Below are 23,742 nucleotides of genomic sequence, written 5' to 3'. Positions count from 1 at the left end.
AGGGCTCTGGAGATGAACCTGACAAGACTAGCCGGGGTTCATGACAGAAGTGTTTTGGTTAGCCGCCAACGCCTTGGCCAGTCGTTTGGCCCGCGCGCCAGCCGCCAGTTGCATGACCGATTGATCGCGCTGCCACATCGTCGCCCACTCGGGATTGCCGTCACGCAGTGCCTGATCGACTTCCTCTTTAAGCCCGTCGAACTGCGCAAACAAACCACCGAGCAACACATGCCCGGCGGGATTGTTCGGCGGCTGGCGACTCACTTCCGCGCAACCGGCCAACAGCGCCAGCAAGCGCAATTGCAGCGGCTGCGGCCAGCCGCTGTCCTGAGCGACGCCGTACAGCCACGCGGTCATCGCGCTCAACACGTAAACGTCTTCAAGGGTGCGGAACGGTTTGACGTAGGCATCCCAACCGTCCCCGGCGAGCAGCTCACACAACGCATCATCGAGATGCAGCCGACCATGGCTGATGTCCGGCATCAGCGGCAGCGCCGGGAGTTTTTCCACCCGCACGCCGGGCTCGCCGGGATACACCACCGCCAGGCTCAGGCGCGGTGATTCGCCGGGTTGTTCACTGCGCGCGGCGATCAGCAGCCAGTCCGCCGCATCGCCGGCGGTGACGAAATCCTTTTGCCCGGTGAGGCGCAGATCCGTGAGCCGGGTCTGCATGTCCGCCGGGCGCAGGCTGCGCTGCTCGGTCGCGCACATCGCACCGAGGCTCGGCGGCGCGCTCGGCCAGAGCATGCGCAACGCCGCCTGATAACCCACCAGAAACGCCAGCCCCGGCGTCGCCATCCGCCGCCCTCCCGCCACCGCCAGTTCGAACGGCGTCACGCTGCCCAGTTGCTGCAGCAACGTGGCGAAGCCCTCCGCCAGATCGGCAATGGCGGGCAGGCGTTCACGGCATTCCAGCAGGGTCGACCAGGTCATCAGAGGCTCCTCGTGGGCTGTCATATAAGCATCACCAAACATTCATGGCGATGACACCGGGGCTACATAGCCTGACTTTGCACAACACGGCTGCATAAAGAAAGTCGATCGGCTGCAACCCATGACGGGTTAAAGGCCCGTACGGAGATTCACATGACTCAGATCGCCCGCATCAGCGACACCGGCAATGAACGCCGCCTGCAAGCCGAACGCCTGATCGGCGCCGAGGCCTTGCAGCAAGCCCAGGCCTTGCGCTTCAACGTGTTCAGCGGCGAGTTCAACGCCAAGCTGAATGGCGCGGAGCTGGGTCTGGACATGGATGACTATGATGTTCACTGCAGCCACATCGGCGTGCGTGACCTGAACACCGGCCGCCTGGTGGCGACCACCCGTTTGCTCGATCACACCGCCGCCAGCAGCCTGGGCAAGTTCTACAGCGAAGAAGAATTCAGCCTGCACGGCCTCGCCGGCCTGCAAGGTCCGATCCTGGAAATCGGTCGCACCTGCGTCGACCCGGCCTACCGCAACGGCGGCACCATCGCCGTGCTTTGGGGCGAACTGGCCGAAGTGCTGAATCAGGGGGGCTACAGCTATCTGATGGGTTGCGCGAGCATCCCGATGCAGGACGGCGGCGTGCAGGCCCACGCGATCATGCAGCGCCTGCGCGAACGCTATCTGTGCACCGAACACCTGCGCGCCGAGCCGAAGAATCCGCTGCCGAGCCTCGACATTCCTTCGAACGTGATCGCCGAAATGCCGCCGCTGCTCAAGGCCTACATGCGCCTGGGCGCGAAGATCTGCGGCGAGCCGTGCTGGGACGAAGATTTCCAGGTCGCCGACGTGTTCATCCTGCTCAAGCGCGACGAACTCTGCCCGCGCTACGCCAAGCACTTCAAGGCGGCTGTGTAATGAGCCGGCTGCGGGTGTACGCGCGGATCGCGCGAGTGCTGCTGGTGGTGACGCTGGGTCTGAGCATGGCCAGTGTCTTCGGGGTGTTCGAGCGTTTGGGCCTGGCCCATTCGATGGAGCGTCGGCAGCGCTGGTCGCGGTTTTTCATGGCGCGTCTGAGCAATGCCCTGCCCTTTCGCGTGACCGTTCACGGCGAGCTGCCGAAACAGCCGATGCTGTGGGTCAGCAACCATGTGTCGTGGACCGACATTCCGCTGCTCGGCATGCTCACGCCGCTGTCGTTTCTGTCCAAGGCCGAAGTGCGCACCTGGCCGGTGGCCGGTTGGCTGGCGGCGAAGGCCGGCAGCCTGTTCATCCGTCGCGGTTCGGGCGACAGCCAGTTGATCCGCAAGCAGATGACCCGTCACCTGCAAACCGATCATCCGCTGCTGATGTTCCCGGAAGGCACCACCACCGACGGCCGTTCGCTGCGTACCTTTCATGGTCGCCTGCTGTCGGCGGCAATCGATTCCGAGGTGAAGCTGCAACCGGTGGCGATCCGTTATCTGCGCGAGGGCAAGATCGATTCGCTGGCGCCGTTCATTGGTGACGATGATCTGCTGTCGCACCTGATGCGCCTGTTCAGCAATGACTGCGGCGATGTCGAAATCCATCTGCTCAAGCCGATTGCCTGCCAGGGCCGGGAACGCGCGGCACTGGCGTTCGAGGCGCAGCAGGCGGTGCAGAAAGCCTTGTTCGGCGATGTGGTCAAACCGGTCGAAGCACAACATGCCCGCGATCTGATCGCGGCCTGATCGGCGACTTCTGCCTACAGCTGCCGGCCGGCAAAGTCCTGCAGCTGTGGGTAGAACAAACGAAAGTCCTCGCTCAACGGTTCGTACAACCGGCGCAATTCCTCCATCGCCCCCGCCAGTTCTTCGGGTCGGGTCAGGCGTCGGGAGATGCCGCGCAACACCTGCTCCAGCACTTCGAACTCCTGATACGAGCCCAACCAGTCATTGGCCACCATGTGCGGGGCGATCCTCGCCAGGCGCTCGGGCAATTGCCGCTCGCTGGACAGCACGCGGTAGACGTCGGTGGTGAATTGACCGAGCGGCCGGTCGGCGTACTGCGTCCAGTCGCGGGCCAGGCAATGATCGAAAAACACGTCGAGGACGATGCCCGCGTAACGGCGACGGGTCGTGGAAAACCGCGCCAGTGACGCGTCCACCAATGGATGGCGATCAGTGAACACGTCGATTTGCCGATGCAGGGCAATCGCCGCTTCGATCTCAGGGTCGAACTGCCCTTGCAGCCGCCCTTTGACGAAATCGCCATACAGACTGCCGAGCAGTTGACCGGGGCGCTGGCCACCGAGGTGTAAATGTGCGAGATAGTTCATGGGCGCAGCTTAGCACCGCGCCCGCGTTTGTTTACACCTCACATATCGTTATAACCCGATATACCGATTTATGCGGTCGTCAGATCAAATTCATATTGGTGTATCGCGAAGTACCGATATAAAGTTCGCCTCATCGCGATATAGCGCTACACACATCACGAGCACCCAGCCATGAACATTGACCTCGACGAAATAATAAAAGCCCTGGCACACCCAGTACGGCGAGACATCCTCAACTGGCTGAAAGACCCGAAAGCCCAGTTTCCGGAACAGATCCACAACCACGAGTACGGCATCTGCGCCGGGCAGATCGATCAACGCTGCGGCCTGTCGCAATCGACCGTTTCCGCCCACCTGGCCACCCTGCAACGGGCCGGGCTGATCAGCAGCCAGAAAGCTGGCCAGTGGCACTTTTTCAAACGCAACGAGGACGTGATCCAGGCGTTCCTCAGCACCCTCAGCAAAGAGCTCTGACCCTTAACGTCAGCCAGCCAAAAGGATCAAACGATGCCCCTCTCGCTACTCATACTCGCCTTGAGCGCCTTCGCCATCGGCACCACCGAGTTCGTCATCATGGGCCTGCTGCCCAATGTGGCGGCCGACCTCGGTGTGTCGATCCCCGGCGCCGGCTGGCTGGTGACCGGCTACGCCCTGGGCGTGGCGATTGGTGCACCGTTCATGGCAATGGCCACTGCAAAACTGCCGCGCAAGGCTGCACTGGTAACGCTGATGGGCATTTTCATTATCGGCAACCTGCTCTGCGCCATCGCCACTGATTACAACGTGCTGATGTTCGCCCGTGTCGTTACAGCCCTCTGCCACGGTGCGTTCTTCGGCATCGGTTCGGTGGTCGCGGCCAACCTGGTGGCGCCGAACAAACGCGCCTCGGCCGTGGCCCTGATGTTCACCGGCCTGACCCTGGCCAACGTGCTGGGCGTACCGCTGGGCACTGCGCTCGGTCAGGAAGCCGGCTGGCGCTCGACCTTCTGGGCAGTGACCGTGATCGGTGTGATCGCGCTGATCGGCCTGATCCGCTTCCTGCCGGCCAAGCGTGACGAAGAAAAACTCGACATGCGCGCCGAACTGGCCGCGCTCAAGGGCGCCGGGATCTGGCTGTCGCTGAGCATGACCGCGCTGTTCGCCGCCTCGGTGTTCACGTTGTTCACCTACGTCGCACCGCTGCTGGGCGATGTCACCGGTGTCTCGCCCCGTGGCGTGACCTGGACCCTGATGCTCATCGGCCTGGGCTTGACCGTCGGCAACATCATTGGCGGCAAACTGGCCGATAAAGGCCTGGCCGCGACGCTGATCGGCGTATTCATCGCGATGGCCGTGACCTCTACCGTACTGACCTGGACCAGCATCGCGCTGATCCCGACCGAAATCACCCTGTTCCTCTGGGCCACCGCGTGTTTCGCCGCCGTGCCGGCCCTGCAAGTGAACGTCGTGACCTACGGCCAGGCCGCACCGAACCTGGTGTCGACCCTGAACATCGGCGCCTTCAACGTCGGCAACGCCCTCGGCGCCTGGGTCGGCGGCAGCGTCATCGCCCACGGCTACGGCCTGACCAGCGTGCCTCTTGCTGCCGCAGCACTCGCGGTCCTGGCACTGCTGGTAACCCTGATCACATTCCGCCAGAACGGCAATCCCGAGCTGGCCACCGCTAACTGATTCACTCACTTACCTCACGAGGGTTGTATCTCATGGCAACAATTTTCGATCCGATCAAACTGGGCGACCTTGAGCTGTCCAACCGCATCATCATGGCGCCGCTGACCCGCTGCCGCGCCGACGAAGGCCGCGTACCCAACGCGCTGATGGCCGAGTACTACGTACAGCGCGCCTCGGCCGGCCTGATCCTCAGCGAAGCCACCTCGGTGACCCCGATGGGCGTCGGCTACCCGGACACCCCGGGCATCTGGTCCAACGATCAGGTGCGCGGCTGGACCAACGTGACCAAAGCCGTTCACGCCGCCGGCGGCAAGATCGTCCTGCAACTGTGGCACGTCGGCCGGATCTCCCACCCGTCGTACCTGAACGGCGAAACGCCGGTTGCACCGAGCGCCATCCAGCCAAAAGGCCATGTCAGCCTGGTTCGCCCGCTGGCCGACTATCCAACCCCGCGCGCACTGGAAACCGCTGAAATCGCCGACATCGTCGACGCTTACCGCGTCGGTGCAGAGAACGCCAAGGCAGCCGGTTTCGACGGCGTGGAAATCCACGGCGCCAACGGCTACCTGCTCGACCAGTTCCTGCAAAGCAGCACCAACCAGCGCACCGACAACTACGGCGGCTCCCTGGAAAACCGCGCCCGCCTGCTGCTGGAAGTGACCGACGCCGCGATCGAAGTCTGGGGCGCCGGCCGTGTCGGCGTACACCTGGCACCACGCGCCGACTCCCATGACATGGGCGACGACAACCTGGCCGAAACCTTCACCTACGTGGCCCGCGAGCTGGGCAAGCGTGGCATCGCCTTCATCTGCTCCCGCGAGAAAGAAGGTGCCGACAGCCTCGGCCCACAACTGAAAGAAGCCTTCGGCGGCGCGTACATCGCCAACGAACGCTTCACCAAGGACAGCGCCAACGCGTGGCTGGCCGAGGGCAAGGCTGACGCCGTGGCATTCGGCATCCCGTTCATTGCCAACCCGGACCTGCCGGCTCGTTTGAAGGCGGATGCGCCGCTGAACGAACCGCACCCGGAAACCTTCTACGGCAAAGGCGCGGTCGGCTACCTCGACTACCCGACGCTGTAAGCCACCCCGCAGAAACACAAAAGCCCCCGACTCGCGAGAGTCGGGGGCTTTTTATTGATCGCCGGGTGGGCGAGCCGCTCACATTCGTTCACAGGCTCGACACAAAATCCCTACAAAATACGTAGCTCGCTACATATCAACCCGTGCCGCAGAGGTATATAAAAGCATCCCGTTGCAGCGGGGCGAGTGAACAGGGATCTTCACCCTCCTCCGTCATTGACACAAACTGATCCAATAACGAATTTTGTTTCATTTGCGCAGGCTGGGGCTCAGGCGCAGCATGTCCAGCCCGGTATCGACCCAGCGCTCGGCCTCGGCGTACAGTTCGAAGCTGTCCGGCGCCAGTAGCCATCCATAAAGGAGGCCGTCGATATAGGCGTGAATGCTGATGGCTGCCCGGGCAGTGTCGAGGTCTGCCGGCAACTGCCCACGATTGACCGCATTACTCAATGTCAGCGCGATCCGCACATTGCAATCGAGGCTGGCGGTCCGGCGCTGTTGGCGCAGATCGCACATTTCATCGGTGAACTCGCACTTATGAAACAGAATTTCGTTGATACGCCGGGTCTTCGGGTCCAGCGCAACTTGATGAAACAAATGAATGAGCAATTTGCGCATGCAGCCCAGCGGATCGGGCTCGTCTTCGCTTTCGCTGGCCTTGGCCAGTTCGTCCAGCGGCTCATGCAGGGTATCGAGCATGGCTTGCAGCAAATCGGCCTTGTTGCTGAAGTGCCAGTAGATGGCACCGCGCGTCACCCCGGCCAGGGTGGCGATGTCCGACAGGGTCGTGCGGGCCACGCCCCGCTCATAGAAGGCCTTCTCGGCCGCTTCGAGAATCTGGCTGCGCGTTTCCTGAGCTTCCTCTTTGGTACGACGAACCATGGCAGTAAAACCTCAAACAGGATGTTTCAGGGATGGCTGGATATCCGCTGAATAAAAAAGGGTTGATCTCTCGCGGATCGGCTCCCCGGCCTACAATTTCAGACCTTGCGACGACTTTTGTAACAGGGTGGATACGACGCCAAGGTGTTTACAAACAACCATGAACGTAAGTATATTCCTTAGCAAGCTACTTATCCACCCGGTAACCCTTTTTTACCCTTCCACACTTCTTGTGCGCTTTTCGCGCGCCTGACCCGAGGATCTTCATGCAATTCAAGCCAGCTGTTACCGCTCTGGTCACTGCCGTCGCCCTGGCATCGCTGCTCAGCGGATGTAAAAAGGAAGAGGCGGCTCCCGCCGCACCACCTCCTCAGGTCGGCGTCGTCACCCTGCAACCACAAGCCTTTACCCTGACTTCCGAACTGCCGGGCCGCACCAGTGCGTTCCGCATCGCCGAAGTTCGTCCGCAGGTCAACGGCATCATTCTCAAGCGTCTGTTCAAGGAAGGCGGCGATGTCAAAGCCGGCCAGCAGCTGTATCAGATCGATCCGTCGGTCTATGAAGCGACCCTGAAAAGCGCCGAAGCCAACCTGCGTTCGACCAAGTCGATCTCCGACCGCTACAAACAACTGGTCGACGAGCAGGCCGTCAGCCGTCAGGAATACGACACCGCCGTGGCCAACCGCCTGCAATCGGAAGCGTCGTTGCAGACCGCACAAATCAACGTGCGCTACACCAAGGTCTACGCACCGATCTCCGGTCGTATCGGCCGCTCTTCGGTGACCGAAGGCGCGCTGGTCAGCAGCGGCCAGACCGACGCGATGGCCGTGATCCAGCAACTGGACCCGATCTACGTCGACGTCACCCAGTCCTCGGTCGAGTTGCTGGAACTGCGCCGCGAACTGGAAAGTGGCCGCCTGCAAAAGGCTGGCGACAACGCCGCTGCGGTCAAGCTGACCCTCGAAGACGGCAGCCAGTACAAGCTCGACGGTAAGCTGGAATTCTCCGAAGTGTCGGTCGATCAGACCACCGGTTCCGTGACCCTGCGCGCTGTGTTCCCGAACCCGGATCACACCCTGCTGCCGGGCATGTTCGTCCACGCGCAGTTGCAGGCCGGTGTGAACAGCGCCGCGATCCTCGCACCGCAGCAAGGCGTGACCCGCGACCTCAAAGGCACCCCGACCGCGCTGGTCGTCGGCCCGGACAACAAAGTCGAACTGCGCCAGCTCAAGGCCAGCCGCACTGTCGGCAGCCAGTGGCTGATCGAAGACGGCCTGAAGGCCGGCGATCGCCTGATCACCGAAGGGCTGCAATTCGTCAAACCGGGTGTTGAGGTCAAACCGACCGAAGCGACCAATGTCGGCAACAAGAACCCGGCCCCCGCACAGGCAGCTGACAAAGCCGCCGGCGGCAAAGGGGAGTAATCCATGTCAAAATTTTTCATCGACCGTCCGATTTTCGCCTGGGTAATTGCCCTGGTGATCATGCTGGTCGGGGCACTTTCGATCCTGAAACTGCCGATCAACCAGTACCCGAGCATTGCGCCACCGGCCATTGCGATCTCCGTGACCTACCCGGGTGCTTCGGCACAGACGGTTCAGGACACCGTGGTCCAAGTGATCGAGCAGCAACTCAACGGTATCGACAACCTGCGTTATGTGTCCTCGGAAAGTAACTCCGACGGCAGCATGACCATCACCGCGACCTTCGAGCAGGGCACCAACTCCGACACCGCGCAGGTCCAGGTCCAGAACAAGCTGAACCTGGCCACCCCGCTGCTGCCGCAGGAAGTGCAGCAACAGGGTATCCGCGTGACCAAGGCAGTGAAGAACTTCCTGCTGGTGATCGGCGTGGTGTCGCGTGACGGCAGCATGACCAAGGACGACCTGTCCAACTACATCGTGTCGAACATGCAGGACCCGATCTCGCGGACCGCCGGTGTCGGTGACTTCCAGGTCTTCGGTGCCCAGTACGCGATGCGCATCTGGCTCGACCCGGCCAAGTTGAACAACTTCAACCTGACCCCGGTCGACGTGAAAACCGCGATTGCGGCGCAGAACGTCCAGGTGTCGTCCGGTCAGCTCGGCGGCTTGCCTGCCGTGCAGGGCCAGCAACTGAACGCCACGATCATCGGCAAGACCCGTCTGCAGACCGCCGAGCAGTTCAAAGAGATTCTGCTCAAGGTCAACAAGGACGGCTCGCAGGTTCGCTTGAAAGACGTCGCCGACGTCGGCCTGGGTGGCGAGAACTATGCGATCAGCGCCCAGTTCAACGGCAGCCCGGCTTCCGGTCTGGCGGTGAAACTGGCCAACGGCGCCAACGCCCTCGACACTGCAAAAGCACTGCGCAAGACGATTGACGACCTCAAGCCGTTCTTCCCGCAAGGCATGGAAGTGGTGTTCCCGTACGACACCACCCCGGTGGTGACCGAGTCGATCAAAGGCGTGGTTCACACCCTGGTCGAAGCGATTGCGCTGGTGTTCCTGGTGATGTTCCTGTTCCTGCAGAACTTCCGCGCCACGGTTATCACCACGATGACCGTGCCGGTGGTATTGCTCGGTACGTTCGGCATCCTCGCGGCGGCCGGTTTCAGCATCAACACCCTGACCATGTTCGGTATGGTGCTGGCCATCGGCTTGCTGGTGGACGACGCCATCGTCGTGGTGGAAAACGTCGAGCGGGTGATGAGCGAAGAAGGCTTGTCACCGAAGGAAGCGACCAAGAAATCCATGGGACAGATCCAGGGCGCCCTGGTCGGTATTGCCTTGGTACTGTCGGCGGTATTGCTGCCGATGGCGTTCTTCAGCGGCTCCACCGGTGTGATCTACAAGCAGTTCTCGATCACCATCGTGTCGGCCATGGCGTTGTCGGTACTGGTCGCGCTGATCTTCACCCCGGCGCTGTGCGCCACCATGCTCAAGGCGATTCCGCACGGTGAGCACGGCACGCCGAAAAAAGGTTTCTTCGGCTGGTTCAACCGCAATTTCGACCGTGGCGTCAACAGCTACGAGCGCGGTGTCGGCAACATGCTGTCGCGCAAGGCACCGTATCTGCTGGCGTACCTGCTGATCGTGGTCGGCATGATCTGGCTGTTCACCCGCATTCCGACCGCTTTCCTGCCGGAAGAAGACCAGGGCGTTCTGTTCGCCCAGGTGCAGACGCCAGCCGGTTCCAGTGCCCAGCGCACTCAGGTGGTGGTGGATGAAATGCGTGAATTCCTGCTGCGTCCGACCAAGGATGGCGGTGAAGGCGACGCGGTAGCCTCGGTGTTCACCGTGACCGGCTTCAACTTCGCCGGCCGTGGCCAGAGCTCGGGCATGGCGTTCATCATGCTCAAGCCGTGGGACGAACGTAACGCCGACAACAGCGTGTTCAAACTCGCCGCCCGCGCCCAGCAGCACTTCTTCAGCTTCCGCGATGCGATGGTGTTCGCCTTCGCCCCGCCAGCAGTACTGGAGCTGGGTAACGCCACCGGTTTCGACGTGTTCCTGCAGGACCGCGCCGGTATCGGTCACGAGAAGTTGATGGCTGCACGCAACCAGTTCCTCGGCATGGCCGCGCAGAGCAAGGTGCTCACCCAGGTCCGTCCGAACGGTCTGAACGACGAGCCGCAATTCCAGCTGGAAATCGACGACGAGAAGGCCAGTGCCCTGGGCATTACGATCTCCGACATCAACAACACCCTGTCGATTGCATTGGGCAGTAGCTACGTCAACGACTTCATCGACCGTGGTCGGGTGAAGAAGGTGTACGTGCAGGGCCGGCCAGACTCGCGCATGAGCCCGGAAGACCTGAAGAAGTGGTACGTGCGCAACGCCTCCGGCACCATGGTTCCGTTCTCCGCGTTCGCCAAGGGCGAGTGGATCTACGGTTCGCCGAAGCTGGCGCGTTACAACGGCGTTGAAGCGGTCGAGATCCTCGGTGCCCCGGCGCCGGGTTACTCCACCGGTGAAGCGATGGCCGAAGTCGAGGCGATTGCCAAGAAACTGCCGGCCGGCGTGGGTATCTCGTGGACCGGTCTGTCGTACGAAGAACGCCTGTCCGGCTCGCAGGCTCCGGCGCTGTACGCCCTGTCCCTGCTGATGGTGTTCCTGTGTCTGGCGGCGCTGTATGAAAGCTGGTCGATTCCGATCGCGGTCATGCTCGTGGTACCGCTGGGGATCATCGGTGCGCTGATGGCCACCAGCCTGCGCGGTCTGTCGAACGACGTGTACTTCCAGGTGGGTCTGTTGACGACCATTGGTCTGGCGGCTAAAAACGCCATTCTGATCGTCGAGTTCGCCAAGGAATTGCACGAGCAGGGACGCAGTCTGCGCGATGCGGCCATCGAAGCCTGCCGCATGCGTCTGCGACCGATCATCATGACGTCGCTGGCCTTCGTCCTCGGTGTTGTACCGTTGGCTATCTCCACCGGCGCAGGCTCGGGCAGTCAACACGCGATCGGTACCGGCGTGATTGGCGGTATGCTCACCGCAACGATCCTGGCGATTTTCTGGGTTCCACTGTTCTTCGTCACTGTGTCGTCCATGGGTCAGCGCAAAAACGCCGGCAAGGATGACGCCATAGAAACTCCTAAAGAGGCTGGCCAATGAGCAAGTCGCTACTCTCCATCGCAGTCGCCGCCTTCGTGCTGAGCGGTTGCTCGCTGATACCGGATTATCAGCAGCCGGAAGCACCGGTGGCCGCGCAATTCCCGCAGGGCCCGGCGTACTCGCCGGCCCAGGCGCCGGCGCAGGCCGCTGCCGAGCAGGGCTGGAAGCAGTTTTTCCATGACCCGGCCCTGCAGCAGCTGATCCAGGTCGCCCTGGAAAACAACCGCGACCTGCGCGTCGCGGCGCTGAACATCGACGCCTATGCGGCTCAATACCGCATCCAGCGCGCCGACCTGTTCCCGGCCGTGTCGGCCAATGCCAGCGGCAGCCGTCAGCGGGTTCCGGCCCGTGCGTCGCAGACCGGCGAGTCGAGCATCACCAGCTCCTACTCCGCCACCGTCGGCATCAGCGCCTACGAACTCGACCTGTTCGGTCGGGTTCGCAGCCTGAGCGAACAAGCGCTGCAACAATACTTCGCCACCGAAGAAGCGCGCCGCAGCACCCAGATCAGCCTGGTGGCCAGCGTGGCCAATGCCTACCTGACCTGGCAGGCCGACAAGGAACTGCTCAAGCTGACGCAGGACACCCTCGGTGCCTTCGAGGAAAGCTACAAGCTGACCAGCCGCAGCAACGAAGTCGGTGTGGCTTCGGCGCTGGACCTGGCGCAGTCGCGCACTTCGGTCGAAAACGCCCGGGCACAACTGGCGCGTTATACCCGCCAGGTGGCCCAGGACGAAAACAGCCTGACCCTGCTGCTCGGCACCGGCATCCCGGCCAACCTGCAAGCGGCCAAGCCGCTGTCGGATGACCTGCTGGCCGATGTGCCGGCCGGTCTGCCGTCGGATCTGCTGCAACGTCGTCCGGACATCCTGCAGGCCGAGTACAACCTGAAGGCCGCGAACGCCAACATCGGCGCGGCCCGTGCAGCGTTCTTCCCGAGCATCAGCCTGACCGCCAACGCGGGCAGCCTGAGTCCGGACCTGTCCGGCCTGTTCAAGGGCGGTTCGGGCACGTGGCTGTTCCAGCCGCAGATCAACCTGCCGATCTTCAACGCCGGCAGCCTGCGCGCCAGCCTCGACTACGCCAAGATCCAGAAGGACATTGGCGTGGCGAACTACGAAAAGTCCATTCAAACGGCCTTCCAGGAAGTCGCCGACGGCCTGGCCGCGCGCCAGACCTACACCGAGCAGTTGCAGGCCCAGCGGGACTTCGTTCAGGCGAACCAGGATTACTACCGCCTGGCAGAGCGTCGCTATCGCATCGGCGTCGACAGCAACCTGACCTTCCTCGATGCCCAGCGTCAGCTGTTCAGCGCGCAACAATCGCTGATCACCGACCGCCTCGCGCAGCTGACCAGTGCGGTCAACCTGTACAAGGCCCTGGGCGGTGGCTGGAATGCGCAGACCGCGCAGAACGAACCGCTGAAGGAAGAAGCACCGAAGATGAAGCTGTTCTGATCATCCGCTGAACACAAAAAGCCCGCCGATTGGCGGGCTTTTTGTTGAACGCAAATCTTGCGTTCGATAATCGCCCAAATTTCACTTTCGCCGATTGAATCGCCTCGCCCGCGCCCCGCACCATTCGAGCCACAAAACCAATAACAACAGGTTCGACACCATGCTCCCGCGCCCTGCTCCTCCCGGCTGATCGCCGCCGCTTCGCCTCTGAATCCATCGAATGTCTGCGCCTTGAAAAACGGCCGCAGCGCCCCCGTTCGCCCCAAAAAAAACAAGAGAGACCCGAGCCCATGACAACCTCCCCTGCGCCCTACGCACTTCCCGGTCTGATAGCCCTCGCCCTGGCCGGCATCGCGCTGCCCGCTGCGGCTGAAGAAGCCGGTTTTATCGACGGGGCCAAGGTCAACCTGAACCTGCGTAACTTCTACATCAACCGCAACTTCACCAACCCGACCAAGGCTCAGGGCAAGGCTGAAGAGTGGACGCAGAACTTCATCCTCGACGCCAAGTCCGGTTTCACCCAAGGCACCGTCGGGTTCGGCCTGGATGTGCTGGGGTTGTACTCGGTGAAGCTCGATGGCGGCAAAGGCACTGGCGGCACGCAACTGCTGCCACTGGATCATGACGGTCGTCCGGCGGACAACTTCGGCCGCACCAACGTCGCGTTCAAGGCGAAGCTGTCGCAAACGGAAGTGAAGGTCGGCGAATGGATGCCGGTGCTGCCGATCCTGCGTTCGGACGACGGCCGCTCACTGCCGCAGACCTTTCGCGGCGGCCAGATCACCTCGAAGGAAATCGACGGCCTGACCCTCTACGGCGGCCAGTTCCGCGCCAACAGCCCGCGCGACGACAGCAGCATGAGCGACATGTCGATGACCGGCAAAGCCGCCTTCACCTCCGACCGCTTCAACTTCCAGGGCGGCGAATACGTATTCAACGACAAGCGTACCCAGATCGGTCTGTGGAACGCCGAGCTCAAGGACATCTACAGCCAGCAATACGTCAACCTGATCCACAGCCAGCCAATCGGCGACTGGACCCTCGGCGCCAACCTCGGCTTCTTCTACGGCAAGGACGACGGCAGTGCCCGCGCCGGCGACCTCGACAACAAGACCTGGTCAGGCCTGTTCTCGGCAAAATACGGTGGCCACACCTTCTACGTCGGCCTGCAAAAACTCACCGGCGACAGCGCCTGGATGCGCGTCAACGGCACCAGCGGCGGCACCCTGGCCAACGACAGCTACAACGCCAGCTACGACAACGCGCAGGAACGCTCCTGGCAGGTGCGTCACGACTACAACTTCGTTGCCCTGGGCATCCCCGGCCTGACCCTGATGAACCGTTACATCAGTGGCGACAACGTGCACACAGGCACCATCACCGACGGCAAGGAATGGGGCCGCGAATCGGAACTGGGCTACACCGTGCAGAGCGGTGCGCTGAAGAACCTGAACGTCAGATGGCGCAACTCGACCATGCGCCGCGACTTCAGCAACAACGAGTTCGACGAGAACCGCCTGATCGTCAGCTATCCGATCAGTTTGCTCTAAGCCGCCTGTCCGAATGGCTGGCGTTACGCCAGCCATCATTTAAAGTGGAAAAACCTGAAGGACTCAGGTGCTCCACCCTCTTCGCTTCCGTTATCTGTTGATGTCGGTCCCCAAGACTTGGCCAGGTTGTCATCGGAAGACCCTGCTGATCACCGGAGGACGACCTCATGATCACCCGACTCAAACCGGCTCCCGTCGACAAAGACTGGGACGCCCGGGCGTACCAGCAATTTTCCCGTCTCAGGCAACAACCAGTCGATGAGTTGCTCAGCCGCGTCGACCTGCACAATCCTCAGCGCATTTACGACCTCGGTTGCGGCACCGGGATTGCCACCAAGGTTCTGGCCGATCGCTGGCCGCAGGCAGATATCAAAGGCATCGACAGTTCAAAAGACATGCTTGAGGTCGCCCGTTGCCTGCCGATCAAGGCACGCTGGCAACACGCCGAACTGCAGCACTGGAAACCCCGCAAGCCAGCCGACCTGTTGTTCGCCGCGGCCGTGCTGCATTTCATCGATGACCATAGAACGCTGTTGCCGGGATTGCTTCGCCACCTCAATCCCGGCGGTTGTCTGGCCGCGCATATGCCGGACTGGCGCGATGCGCTGTGGTATCGGCTGATGCTCGACACCCTCGACGACGCCGGACCCTGCGGTCGCCCCATCGGCACTGCGCAATTGCGTCAACGCATGGCGGCGCGGCCGTTGCTGCCGCTGGAGGATTACTACCGTTTGCTCGCGCCGCTGACGCAGTCGCTGGATATCTGGGAAACCGAGCAGTTGCAGGTGGTCGACGGCAAGTCGCCGGTTTATGACTGGGTAAAGGTCTCGGCGCTGCGGCCGGTGATGCTGGGACTGACGTCAGAGGAACAGGCGCGCTTTATCTATCACTACCTGAGGCGGGTGCATGCGCATTATCCGCAGGAGGAAAATGGCCATACGTTGTTTGCGTTCAAGCGGATTTTCATTGTTGCCAAGGCGTGAAGTTCAAAGGATCGCAGCCTTCAACTGGCTGCGATCCTTCGAATTCAACGATTACTCGCGGGATTCGGTACCCAGCTCATCCCACACCGATTCGGCCAGATGGAACGTCGCATTCGCTGCCGGAATCCCGCAGTAGATCGCGCTCTGCATGATCACTTCCTTGATCTCGCCACGGCTCACGCCATTGTTGGCCGCCGCCCGCAGGTGCAACTTGAGTTCACCCTCGCGGTTCATGCCGATCAGCATGGCGATGGTTATCAGGCTGCGGGTGTGGCGTGGCAGGCCCGGGCGGGTCCAGATATCGCCCCAGGCGTGACGGGTGATCATCTCCTGGAATTCCGAATTGAACTCGGTCAGCGTGGTCAGGCTGCGATCGACGTGAGCGTCGCCGAGCACCGCGCGGCGCACTTGCATGCCGTCGTCGTAACGTTGTTTCTCGTCCACGGAAATCCCCTCAATCGGCCAGCAAAAAGGTCAGCACGCGGTCGCTGAACGCGTCGCCGGCCTGAACGTTGGAAAGGTGCGCCGCATAAAACTCGGCGTACTCGGCGCCGCGCACATGCTCCTGGATGAAGTGCCCGCCGGACGGTGGCGTCACCGCATCTTCGGTACCGGCGATCACCAGCAACGGCACCGTGATCGACGACAACTGCTCACGGAAATCCGCATCGCGCACCGCCGCGCAGTTGGCGGCGTAACCTTCAGGATTGGTCGCGGCCAGCATGTCGGTGATCTGCTTGGCTGCGGCCGGGTTGGAGGCCGAAAAGTCCGGGGTAAACCAGCGGGCAATCGATGCATCACGCAACGCAACCATCGCCCCCGGGCCGTCGCGCAGCACGGTTTCGATGCGCGGGTTCCACACCGACGGATCGCCAATTTTTGCCGCGGTGTTGCAGACGATCAGTTTGTTCAGACGCTGGCCGGCATTGATCCCCAGCCACTGGCCGATCAGGCCGCCCATCGACAGACCGCAGAAATGTGCGCGTTCGATATGCAGCGCATCCAGCAGCGCCAGCACGTCTCGGCCCAGTTGCTCGATGCTGTAAGGGCCCGGCGTCACCAGCGACTGGCCGTGCCCGCGCGTATCAAAACGCAGCACGCGAAAATGTTCGGTGAAGGCCGGCATCTGCACGTCCCACATGTGCAGGTCGGTGCCCAGCGAGTTCGACAGCACCAGCACCGGCGCATCGGCCGGGCCTTCCAATGTGTAATGCAGTTCGCCATCGGCGAGTTGAACGAAAGCCACAGCCCTCTCCTTTCAGTCAGACAATGCGTTGTGTTCGGCCACCGCACGCTCGACCCAGACCTGCGCCTGACCGAGGTAATGGGCGGGATCGAGCAGATGATCCAGTTCGGTTGCGCTCAGTTCGGCGGTCACCTGCGGTTCGTCACCGAGTACCGCACGCAAGTGGCGCTGTTCGGCCACCGCTCGTTTGCAGCATTGTTCGAGCAGATGATGCGCGGTGTCGCGGCCGACCCGTTGTGCGAGCACGATGCTTACCGCCTCGGCCAGCACCAGGCCTTGGGTCAGTTCCAGGTTGCGGGCCATGCGCGCGGCATCGACTTCCAGACCATCCGCCAGCAGCCGCGCCTGTTGTAGCGCGCCCGACACCAGGCAGCAGATCTCCGGCAGGGTTTCCCATTCGGCGTGCCACAAACCGAGGCTGCGTTCGTGTTCCTGGGGCATGGCGCTGAACAGCGTCGAGACCAGCCCCGGCACGCGGGTCGCCGCACCGATCAACACCGCCGCGCCCACCGGGTTGCGCTTGTGCGGCATGGTCGAGGAACCGCCCTTGCCCGGCGCCGACGGTTCGAACACTTCCGCCGCTTCGGTCTGCATCAACAGGCTGATGTCGCGGCCGAATTTGCCAAGGCTGCCGGCGATCAGACCGAGTACCGCGCCGAACTCGACGATGCGGTCGCGCTGGGTGTGCCACGGTTGTTCCGGCAGGGTCAGGTGCAGTTCTTCGGCCAGCGCCTGGGCGATCGGCAACGCCTGTTCGCCGAGCGCCGCGAGGGTGCCGGACGCGCCGCCGAATTGCAGCACCAGCAGCCGTGGCTTGAGCTCGCGCAGACGCTGACGGCTGCGCGTGATCGCACCGAGCCAACCGGCGATCTTCATGCCGAGCGTCACCGGCGTCGCGTGTTGCAGCCAGGTGCGTCCGGCCAATGGCGTCGCGGCGTGGCGCTGCGCCTGAATGGCGAGAGCGTCGGCCAGTTGCGCCAGTTCCCTTTCAATCAATTCCAGCGCCTGACGCAATTGCAGCACCAGCCCGGAATCCATCACGTCCTGACTGGTGGCGCCCAGATGCACGTAGCGCTCGGCTTCGGCATCGGTCGCGGCAATCTGTTTGCCCAACGCCTTGACCAGCGGAATCGCCGAATTGCCGGCCGTGGCAATCGCCTCGCCCAATGCCGCGAAATCAAACAGCCCGGCGCGGCAGGCATTTTCAATCGGCGCGACAGCACCCGCCGGAATCAACCCGACCCGCGCTTCGGCCCGGGCCAGCGCCGCTTCGAAGTCGAGCATCGCCTGCACCCGGCCCTGATCGCAGAACACGTCGCGCATATCGCGGGCAGTAAAGTAGGCATCGAACAATTGATTGCCCGGTCGCTGAGTCATAAACAGTCCTTGCCGGCGCGGGCCGTTGTGGCCCGCGCGCATGGTTTAAAGATCGTGGTGCAAATACTTCGCTTCTTTGGGCAGGCGCAGGCTGAACAGGAACGCCACGGCCATCATGATGGTGACATACCAGTAGAAGGCGTTTTCCATGCCGCCGGCCTTGAGGCTCAGGGCGACGTATTCTGCCGAACCGCCGAAGATCGCGTTGGCCACCGCATACGCCAGACCAACGCCGAGGGCGCGGACTTCCGGCGGGAACATCTCGGCTTTCACCAGACCGCTGATCGAGGTGTAGAAACTGACGATCGCCAGCGCCACGGTAATCAGCACAAAGGCCAGGAACGGGCTGCCGACACTTTTCAGGCTGAGCAGGATCGGCACCGTAAACAACGTGCCGAGGCCACCGAACCAGAGCATCGAGTTACGCCGGCCAATCTTGTCGGCGAGCATGCCGAACAGCGGCTGCATGCACATGTACAGGAACAGCGCGCCGGTCATGATGTAGCTGGCGGTCTTGGCGTGCATGCCGGCGGTGTTCACCAGGTACTTCTGCATATACGTGGTGAAGGTGTAGAAAATCAGCGAGCCGCCGGCGGTGTAGCCGAGCACGGTGATGAACGCGGCCTTGTGGTCGCGGAACAGTGCGCGGATGCTGCCGGCGTCCTTGTTCTCGCGCATTTCCTTGCTGGTGGTTTCTTTCAGCGAGCGACGCAGGAACAGCGAAATCAGCGCGGCGGCCGCACCGACCACGAACGGAATCCGCCAGCCGTAGGCACGCAACTCTTCTTCGGACAGAAACTGTTGCAGGATCACCACCAGCAGCACCGCCAGCAGTTGCCCGCCGATCAGCGTCACGTACTGGAACGAGGCGAAGAACCCGCGCTGGCCCTTGAGCGCGACTTCACTCATGTAGGTCGCGGTGGTGCCGTACTCACCGCCCACCGACAGGCCTTGCAGCAAGCGCGCGAACAACAGCAGCAGCGGCGCCCAGACGCCGATGTCCTTGTAGGTCGGCAGACAGGCGATCAGCAACGAGCCGAAGCACATCATCAGGATCGAGATCAGCATCGAGTTCTTGCGCCCGTGCTTGTCCGCGACCCGGCCGAAAATCCAGCCGCCGATCGGTCGCATCAGGAACCCGGCGGCGAACACGCCTGCCGTGTTGACCAGCTGCACCGTGGGGTTGTCGGAGGGGAAAAACGCCGGGGCGAAATAGATCGCGCAGAAGGCGTAGACATAGAAGTCGAACCATTCGACGAGGTTGCCGGACGATGCGCCGACAATGGCGAAGATGCGCTTGCTGCGCTCTTCACCGGTGTAATGGGAGGTGAGGGTTGTCATTGTTTTTCACTCGATAGGGACAGTGAGAGTCTAGACACACTTCGCAACAGTCCCGTTCCACATTGGATCACCAACCAGACCCGATCTCTGATCGTTCCCACGCTCCGCGTGGGAACGATCAGTATCCGGTTCAATAATCGAAGAACACGGTCTCCGCATCAGTGCCCTGCAGAATCACATTCCACTGATAAACCCCCGCCGCATCCGGCTTCGCCAGCAACGTATCGCGGCGCTCGGCCGGTACGCATTCGAGCAGCGGATCATTGACGTTCGCCGGATCGCCTTCGAAGTAGATCCGCGTCAGCAAGTGCTTCACCAGACCGCGCGCGAACACCAGCACCACCAGATGCGGCGCCTGGGTCGAGCCCTTCAGGCCTTCGACCGTGCCCGGCTTGATGGTGGTGAAACGGAAGCGCCCTTCGGCGTCCACCGGCACCCGGCCGAAGCCTTCGAAATTCGGGTCGAGCGGTTTGGCCTGCTCGTCTTCCGGATGATCGTATTTGCCGGCGGCGTTGGCCTGCCAGACTTCGAGCATGGCGTCGTTGACGACATCGCCGTTGCCGTCCACCACTTGCCCGGTGATCGCCACGCGCTGGCCGAGGGTCAGTTCGTTGGCGAGGTTTTCACGGTTCAGCCAAGTCAGGCCGATGTGGTAATACGGCCCGACGGTGTGGGACGTGGTCGCAGTCAGGGTCATCTCATTTCTCCATCGGCGTGGCTTCGCGGCCGCGCAGCACGATGTCCCAGCGATAAGCGAGGGCGTAGGACGGAATGGTTTTTTCCAGATCGAAAGCGGCGATCAGGCGTTCCTTGGCCGAGGTGTCCGGCACGCAGTTATAGATCGGGTCGTAGGCCAGCAGCGGGTCGCCCGGGAAATACATTTGCGTGACCAAGCGCGTCAGGATGCTCGGTCCGAACAACGAGAAATGCACGTGCGCCGGGCGCCAGGCGTTGTGGTGGTTGCCCCACGGATACGCGCCGGGCTTGATGGTCTGGAACTGATACCAGCCGTCGGCGTCGGTCACGGTGCGGCCGGTGCCGGTGAAGTTCGGGTCCAGCGGTGCGTCGTGCAGGTCACGGGCATGGTTGTAGCGACCGGCGGCGTTGGCCTGCCAGATCTCCACCAGAATCCCCGGCACCGGCAGGCCGTCTTCGTCGAGCACACGCCCGTGAATGATGATCCGCTCGCCGAGCGGTTCACCCTGATGCTGGGCGGTCAGATCGTTGTCGGTATCGGCCACACGCTCAGCGCCGATGGTCGGGCCGGTGATTTCCGACAGCGAATGCGGCAGAAACACCAACGGCTTGGACGGCGAGCGCAGATTGGTGGATTGATAGGTCGGATGCAGGTACGGCGGCTGGGTGCCTTCCTGCGGGCGGCGGTAACCAGGCTTGTCAGTCATTTCGCTTTCCTCTGTTCTTTTCATCACGGCTTGCGTCAGACGCGTTCGATGGCCAGGGCCAGACCCTGGCCGACACCGACGCACATGGTCGCCAGACCTTTCTTGCCACCGGTCTTTTCCAGCTGATGCAGCGCGGTCAGCACCAGACGCGCGCCGCTCATGCCCAACGGGTGACCGAGGGCAATCGCGCCGCCGTTCGGGTTGACCTGGGCCGCATCGTCCGCCAGCCCCAGTTCGCGCAGCACCGCCAGACCCTGGCTGGCAAACGCTTCGTTGAGCTCGATCACATCGAAATCGCTGACCGCCACGCCGAGGCGTTCGGTGAGTTTGCGCACCGCCGGCACCGGGCCGATGCCCATCACCCGTGGCGCCACCCCGGCGCTGGCCATGCCCAGCACTTTGGCGCGGGCAGTCAAACCGTGTTTTTTCACCGCTTCCGCCGAGGCCAGAATCAGCGCGGCGGCACCGTCGTTGACGCCCGAAGCGTTGCCGGCGGTGACGGTCTTGTCCGGGCCGTTGACCGGTTTCAGTCTGGTCAGGGCTTCAATAGTGGTGTCGGCACGAGGGTGTTCGTCCTGGCTGACCACGGTTTCGCCCTTCTTGTGGGCGATCCGCACTTCGACGATTTCCTCGGCGAAGTAGCCGGCAGCCTGGGCAGCGGCAGTACGTTGCTGACTGCGCAGGGCGAAAGCGTCCTGATCCTCGCGGGAAATTTCGTAATCGTCGGCAACATTGTCGGCGGTCTGCGGCATCGCATCGACGCCGTACTGGGCCTTCATCAACGGGTTGATGAAACGCCAGCCGATGGTGGTGTCTTCCAGTTTCATGTTGCGCGAAAACGCCGCGTCGGCCTTGCCCATCACGAACGGTGCGCGGGACATCGACTCGACGCCACCGGCAATCGCCAGCTCCATTTCACCGCTGGCGATGGCGCGGAACGCGGTGCCGATGGCATCCATGCCCGACGCGCAAAGGCGATTGAGGGTGACACCGGGCACGCTGTCCGGCAGACCCGCCAGCAACAACGCCATGCGCGCCACGTTGCGGTTGTCTTCGCCGGCCTGGTTGGCGCAGCCGAGGAATACTTCGTCGATGGCGTTCCAGTCCACCGACGGATTGCGCTCCATCAGGGCCTTGATCGGCACGGCGGCCAGGTCGTCGGCGCGAACCGCCGCCAGACCGCCACCGAAACGACCAATGGGGGTACGAATCGCATCGCAGATATAAACGTCACGCATCATGCTTCTCCCGGTGCCTGGCCGTGGGCCGCTGCGGTGCGGGCTTCAAGATCGCGCAGGGCGGTCAGCTCGACTTCGGTCGGTTCGGCGGTGGTGTCAACGTTGTCGGCAAAACGAATGGCCCAACCGGTGGCAGCGATCACTTGCTCGCGGGTCACGCCCGGGTGCAGTGCGGTGACCACGAATTCATGGGTGCCCTCTTCCGGCTCCATGATGCACAGGTCGGTGATGATCCCGACCGGGCCGGCGCCCGGCAGGCCCAGACGTTTGCGCGAATCGCCGCCCTCGCCATGGCCGACCGAGGTGATGAAATCGAGCTTGTCGACAAACGAACGCGCCGACTGTTTAAGGATGATCAGCACACTTTTGGCGGAACCGGCGATCTCCGGCGCGCCACCGGCACCCGGCAGACGCACTTTCGGCTGGTGATAGTCGCCGACCACGGTGGTGTTGATGTTGCCGAAACGGTCGACTTGCGCTGCGCCGAGGAAACCGACGTCGATGCGCCCGCCCTGCAACCAGTAGCGAAAAATCTCACCGGTCGGCACAACAGTGTCGGCGGTTTCTGCCAGTTCGCCGTCACCGATGGACAGTGGCAATACGCTTGGCTTGGCGCCGATAGGGCCCGACTCGTAGATCAGCACCACGTCCGGCGACGACGTCAGGCGCGCCAGGTTGGCGGCTTTCGACGGCAGGCCGATGCCGACGAAGCACACCGAGCCGTTCTTCAGGCGACGGGCCGCGGCGACGGTCATCATTTCATTGGTGGTGTAAGTCATTACTTGGCCTCCGAAGCAGCGGCCAACTTGGCCTGGAACTCGCTGAAGTCAGCGCAGCCATGGATGTATTCGTTGATCCACGCGGTGAACGTCTCACGGTCGCGGGCGATCGGATCCCACGCTTGATAGAAACGATTGTCACGCTCGGTGTAACCGTGGGCGTACGACGGATGCGCGCCACCGGGTACATGGCAGACCGCGCTCAATGCCCAGGTCGGCAGCACGCAAGCGTTCATCGGGGCGTTGAGGTTGTCGACGATTTCTTCGACGGTGACGATGCACCGCTTGGCGGCCAGTGCGGCTTCTTTCTGCACGCCGAGGATGCCCCACAGCAGCACGTTGCCCTGACGGTCGGCCTTCTGGGCGTGAATCACGGTCACGTCCGGACGCACCGACGGCACCGCCGCCAGCACTTCACCGGTGAACGGGCACGTTACGGATTTGATCAGCGGGTTGACCTTCGGCAGGTCGGAACCGGCGTAGGCCCGCAGTACCGCGAACGGCAGGCCGGAGGCGCCGGCGACGTAGGCGTTGGCCAGGTCGGCGTGGCTGTGTTCTTCGATTTCCAGCGCGTGCGGCCATTGCTTCTCGACCGCGTCGCGCAGACGGTGCAGCGAACCCACGCCAGGGTTACCACCCCAGGAGAAGATCAGCTTGCGTGCACAGCCGGCGCCGATCAGTTGGTCGTAGATCAGGTCAGGCGTCATCCGCACCAGGGTCAGATCTTTCTTGCCCTGACGAATGATTTCATGACCCGCCGCCGTAGGGATCAGGTGAGTGAAACCTTCGAGCGCGACGGTGTCGCCGTCGTTGACGAATTGCTTCACCGCGTCGTGCAGCGAAAGGATCTCAGCCATGGAGCGGGCTCCCGTTTTTGTAATGAATCGCCAGTGAATAAAAAGGCGCGAGGTTCTGCGC

General features: G+C 62.5%; 22 protein-coding genes. 10 read left to right on the top strand and 12 right to left on the bottom strand.

Annotation, left to right across the window (positions count from 1 at the left end):
• Nucleotides 1-27: 27 nt before the first annotated feature.
• On the bottom strand, nucleotides 28-933 hold the full coding sequence (locus CAF74_RS25905) for an acyl-CoA dehydrogenase family protein (protein ID WP_085748209.1): 906 nt from the start codon (nucleotides 931-933) through the stop codon (nucleotides 28-30).
• 153 nt (nucleotides 934-1,086) lie between these two features.
• Here CAF74_RS25905 and olsB point away from each other — a divergent pair, with 153 nt between their 5' ends.
• Complete coding sequence (gene olsB / locus CAF74_RS25900) at nucleotides 1,087-1,842, top strand: L-ornithine N(alpha)-acyltransferase (RefSeq protein ID WP_007957877.1); 756 nt, start codon at nucleotides 1,087-1,089, stop codon at nucleotides 1,840-1,842.
• Nucleotides 1,842-2,636, top strand: coding sequence for a 1-acyl-sn-glycerol-3-phosphate acyltransferase (locus tag CAF74_RS25895; protein WP_085748208.1), 795 nt, complete (start codon nucleotides 1,842-1,844; stop codon nucleotides 2,634-2,636). The genes olsB and CAF74_RS25895 overlap by 1 nt, the downstream gene beginning before the upstream one ends.
• 14 nt (nucleotides 2,637-2,650) lie before the next feature.
• On the opposite strand, the gene CAF74_RS25890 is transcribed toward CAF74_RS25895, so the two are convergent.
• Entirely contained in the window at nucleotides 2,651-3,223 is a 573-nt protein-coding gene (locus CAF74_RS25890) for an ACP phosphodiesterase (protein WP_064382979.1), read from the bottom strand.
• A 171-nt stretch (nucleotides 3,224-3,394) separates the two neighbouring features.
• Between CAF74_RS25890 and CAF74_RS25885 the strand changes: the two genes are divergently transcribed.
• From CAF74_RS25885 to CAF74_RS25875, 3 genes are read left to right on the top strand one after another with little or no spacing between them, the layout of a single operon-like run.
• On the top strand, nucleotides 3,395-3,697 hold the full coding sequence (locus CAF74_RS25885; RefSeq protein WP_007957866.1) for a helix-turn-helix transcriptional regulator: 303 nt from the start codon (nucleotides 3,395-3,397) through the stop codon (nucleotides 3,695-3,697).
• A 33-nt stretch (nucleotides 3,698-3,730) separates the two neighbouring features.
• A complete protein-coding gene (locus tag CAF74_RS25880; RefSeq protein WP_011332833.1) occupies nucleotides 3,731-4,894 on the top strand; it encodes an MFS transporter in 1,164 nt (387 codons plus the stop codon).
• Nucleotides 4,895-4,926: 32 nt separating this feature from the next.
• Nucleotides 4,927-5,976 carry an alkene reductase gene (locus CAF74_RS25875; protein ID WP_011332832.1) on the top strand — a complete coding sequence of 350 codons (1,050 nt, stop codon included), beginning with the start codon at nucleotides 4,927-4,929 and terminating at the stop codon, nucleotides 5,974-5,976.
• 249 nt (nucleotides 5,977-6,225) lie between these two features.
• On the opposite strand, the gene emhR is transcribed toward CAF74_RS25875, so the two are convergent.
• Complete coding sequence (emhR, locus tag CAF74_RS25870) at nucleotides 6,226-6,858, bottom strand: efflux system transcriptional repressor EmhR (protein WP_007957850.1); 633 nt, start codon at nucleotides 6,856-6,858, stop codon at nucleotides 6,226-6,228.
• A gap of 266 nt (nucleotides 6,859-7,124) precedes the next feature.
• Here emhR and emhA point away from each other — a divergent pair, with 266 nt between their 5' ends.
• The 5 genes from emhA (at nucleotide 7,125) to CAF74_RS25845 (ending at nucleotide 15,440) form a co-directional block, all read left to right on the top strand.
• Nucleotides 7,125-8,282: an efflux RND transporter periplasmic adaptor subunit EmhA gene (emhA, locus tag CAF74_RS25865; protein ID WP_085748207.1), complete on the top strand. Its 1,158-nt coding sequence runs from the start codon at nucleotides 7,125-7,127 to the stop codon at nucleotides 8,280-8,282.
• 3 nt (nucleotides 8,283-8,285) lie between these two features.
• On the top strand, nucleotides 8,286-11,450 hold the full coding sequence (gene emhB, locus CAF74_RS25860) for an efflux RND transporter permease subunit EmhB (RefSeq protein WP_085748206.1): 3,165 nt from the start codon (nucleotides 8,286-8,288) through the stop codon (nucleotides 11,448-11,450).
• Nucleotides 11,447-12,907 carry an efflux RND transporter outer membrane subunit EmhC gene (emhC, locus tag CAF74_RS25855; RefSeq protein ID WP_064382967.1) on the top strand — a complete coding sequence of 487 codons (1,461 nt, stop codon included), beginning with the start codon at nucleotides 11,447-11,449 and terminating at the stop codon, nucleotides 12,905-12,907. The genes emhB and emhC overlap by 4 nt, the downstream gene beginning before the upstream one ends.
• Nucleotides 12,908-13,197: 290 nt before the next feature.
• A complete protein-coding gene (locus CAF74_RS25850) occupies nucleotides 13,198-14,457 on the top strand; it encodes an OprD family porin (RefSeq protein WP_085748205.1) in 1,260 nt (419 codons plus the stop codon).
• A gap of 167 nt (nucleotides 14,458-14,624) precedes the next feature.
• Nucleotides 14,625-15,440, top strand: coding sequence for a methyltransferase domain-containing protein (locus CAF74_RS25845; protein ID WP_085748204.1), 816 nt, complete (start codon nucleotides 14,625-14,627; stop codon nucleotides 15,438-15,440).
• Between the two features lie 51 nt (nucleotides 15,441-15,491).
• Here the strand turns inward: CAF74_RS25845 and pcaC are convergent, their stop codons facing one another.
• From pcaC to CAF74_RS25800, 9 genes are all read right to left on the bottom strand, one after another.
• On the bottom strand, nucleotides 15,492-15,884 hold the full coding sequence (gene pcaC, locus CAF74_RS25840; RefSeq protein ID WP_011332825.1) for a 4-carboxymuconolactone decarboxylase: 393 nt from the start codon (nucleotides 15,882-15,884) through the stop codon (nucleotides 15,492-15,494).
• A gap of 10 nt (nucleotides 15,885-15,894) precedes the next feature.
• Nucleotides 15,895-16,686: a 3-oxoadipate enol-lactonase gene (gene pcaD, locus CAF74_RS25835; protein WP_085748203.1), complete on the bottom strand. Its 792-nt coding sequence runs from the start codon at nucleotides 16,684-16,686 to the stop codon at nucleotides 15,895-15,897.
• A 12-nt stretch (nucleotides 16,687-16,698) separates the two neighbouring features.
• Nucleotides 16,699-18,063: a 3-carboxy-cis,cis-muconate cycloisomerase gene (locus CAF74_RS25830; RefSeq protein ID WP_085748224.1), complete on the bottom strand. Its 1,365-nt coding sequence runs from the start codon at nucleotides 18,061-18,063 to the stop codon at nucleotides 16,699-16,701.
• A 45-nt stretch (nucleotides 18,064-18,108) separates the two neighbouring features.
• Nucleotides 18,109-19,404 (bottom strand): MFS family transporter, encoded by a 1,296-nt coding sequence (locus tag CAF74_RS25825; RefSeq protein WP_039771430.1) that lies wholly within the window; start codon nucleotides 19,402-19,404, stop codon nucleotides 18,109-18,111.
• Between the two features lie 130 nt (nucleotides 19,405-19,534).
• A complete protein-coding gene (pcaG, locus tag CAF74_RS25820; protein ID WP_039771428.1) occupies nucleotides 19,535-20,101 on the bottom strand; it encodes a protocatechuate 3,4-dioxygenase subunit alpha in 567 nt (188 codons plus the stop codon).
• A 1-nt stretch (nucleotide 20,102) separates the two neighbouring features.
• Nucleotides 20,103-20,807, bottom strand: a complete 705-nt coding sequence (pcaH, locus tag CAF74_RS25815) for a protocatechuate 3,4-dioxygenase subunit beta (RefSeq protein ID WP_011332820.1) — start codon at nucleotides 20,805-20,807, stop codon at nucleotides 20,103-20,105.
• A 35-nt stretch (nucleotides 20,808-20,842) separates the two neighbouring features.
• Nucleotides 20,843-22,048 (bottom strand): 3-oxoadipyl-CoA thiolase, encoded by a 1,206-nt coding sequence (gene pcaF / locus CAF74_RS25810; RefSeq protein ID WP_176240512.1) that lies wholly within the window; start codon nucleotides 22,046-22,048, stop codon nucleotides 20,843-20,845.
• A complete protein-coding gene (locus CAF74_RS25805; protein ID WP_011332818.1) occupies nucleotides 22,045-22,824 on the bottom strand; it encodes a CoA-transferase subunit beta in 780 nt (259 codons plus the stop codon). Before CAF74_RS25805 ends, pcaF begins: the two co-directional genes overlap by 4 nt.
• On the bottom strand, nucleotides 22,824-23,681 hold the full coding sequence (locus CAF74_RS25800; RefSeq protein WP_003222404.1) for a CoA transferase subunit A: 858 nt from the start codon (nucleotides 23,679-23,681) through the stop codon (nucleotides 22,824-22,826). Before CAF74_RS25800 ends, CAF74_RS25805 begins: the two co-directional genes overlap by 1 nt.
• Nucleotides 23,682-23,742: the final 61 nt, after the last annotated feature.

It is taken from the genome of Pseudomonas sp. R45(2017), from assembly GCF_002112305.1.
Lineage (GTDB): Bacteria > Pseudomonadota > Gammaproteobacteria > Pseudomonadales > Pseudomonadaceae > Aquipseudomonas > Aquipseudomonas paraglycinae.
This window is presented reverse-complemented; position numbering and strand designations above follow the sequence as displayed.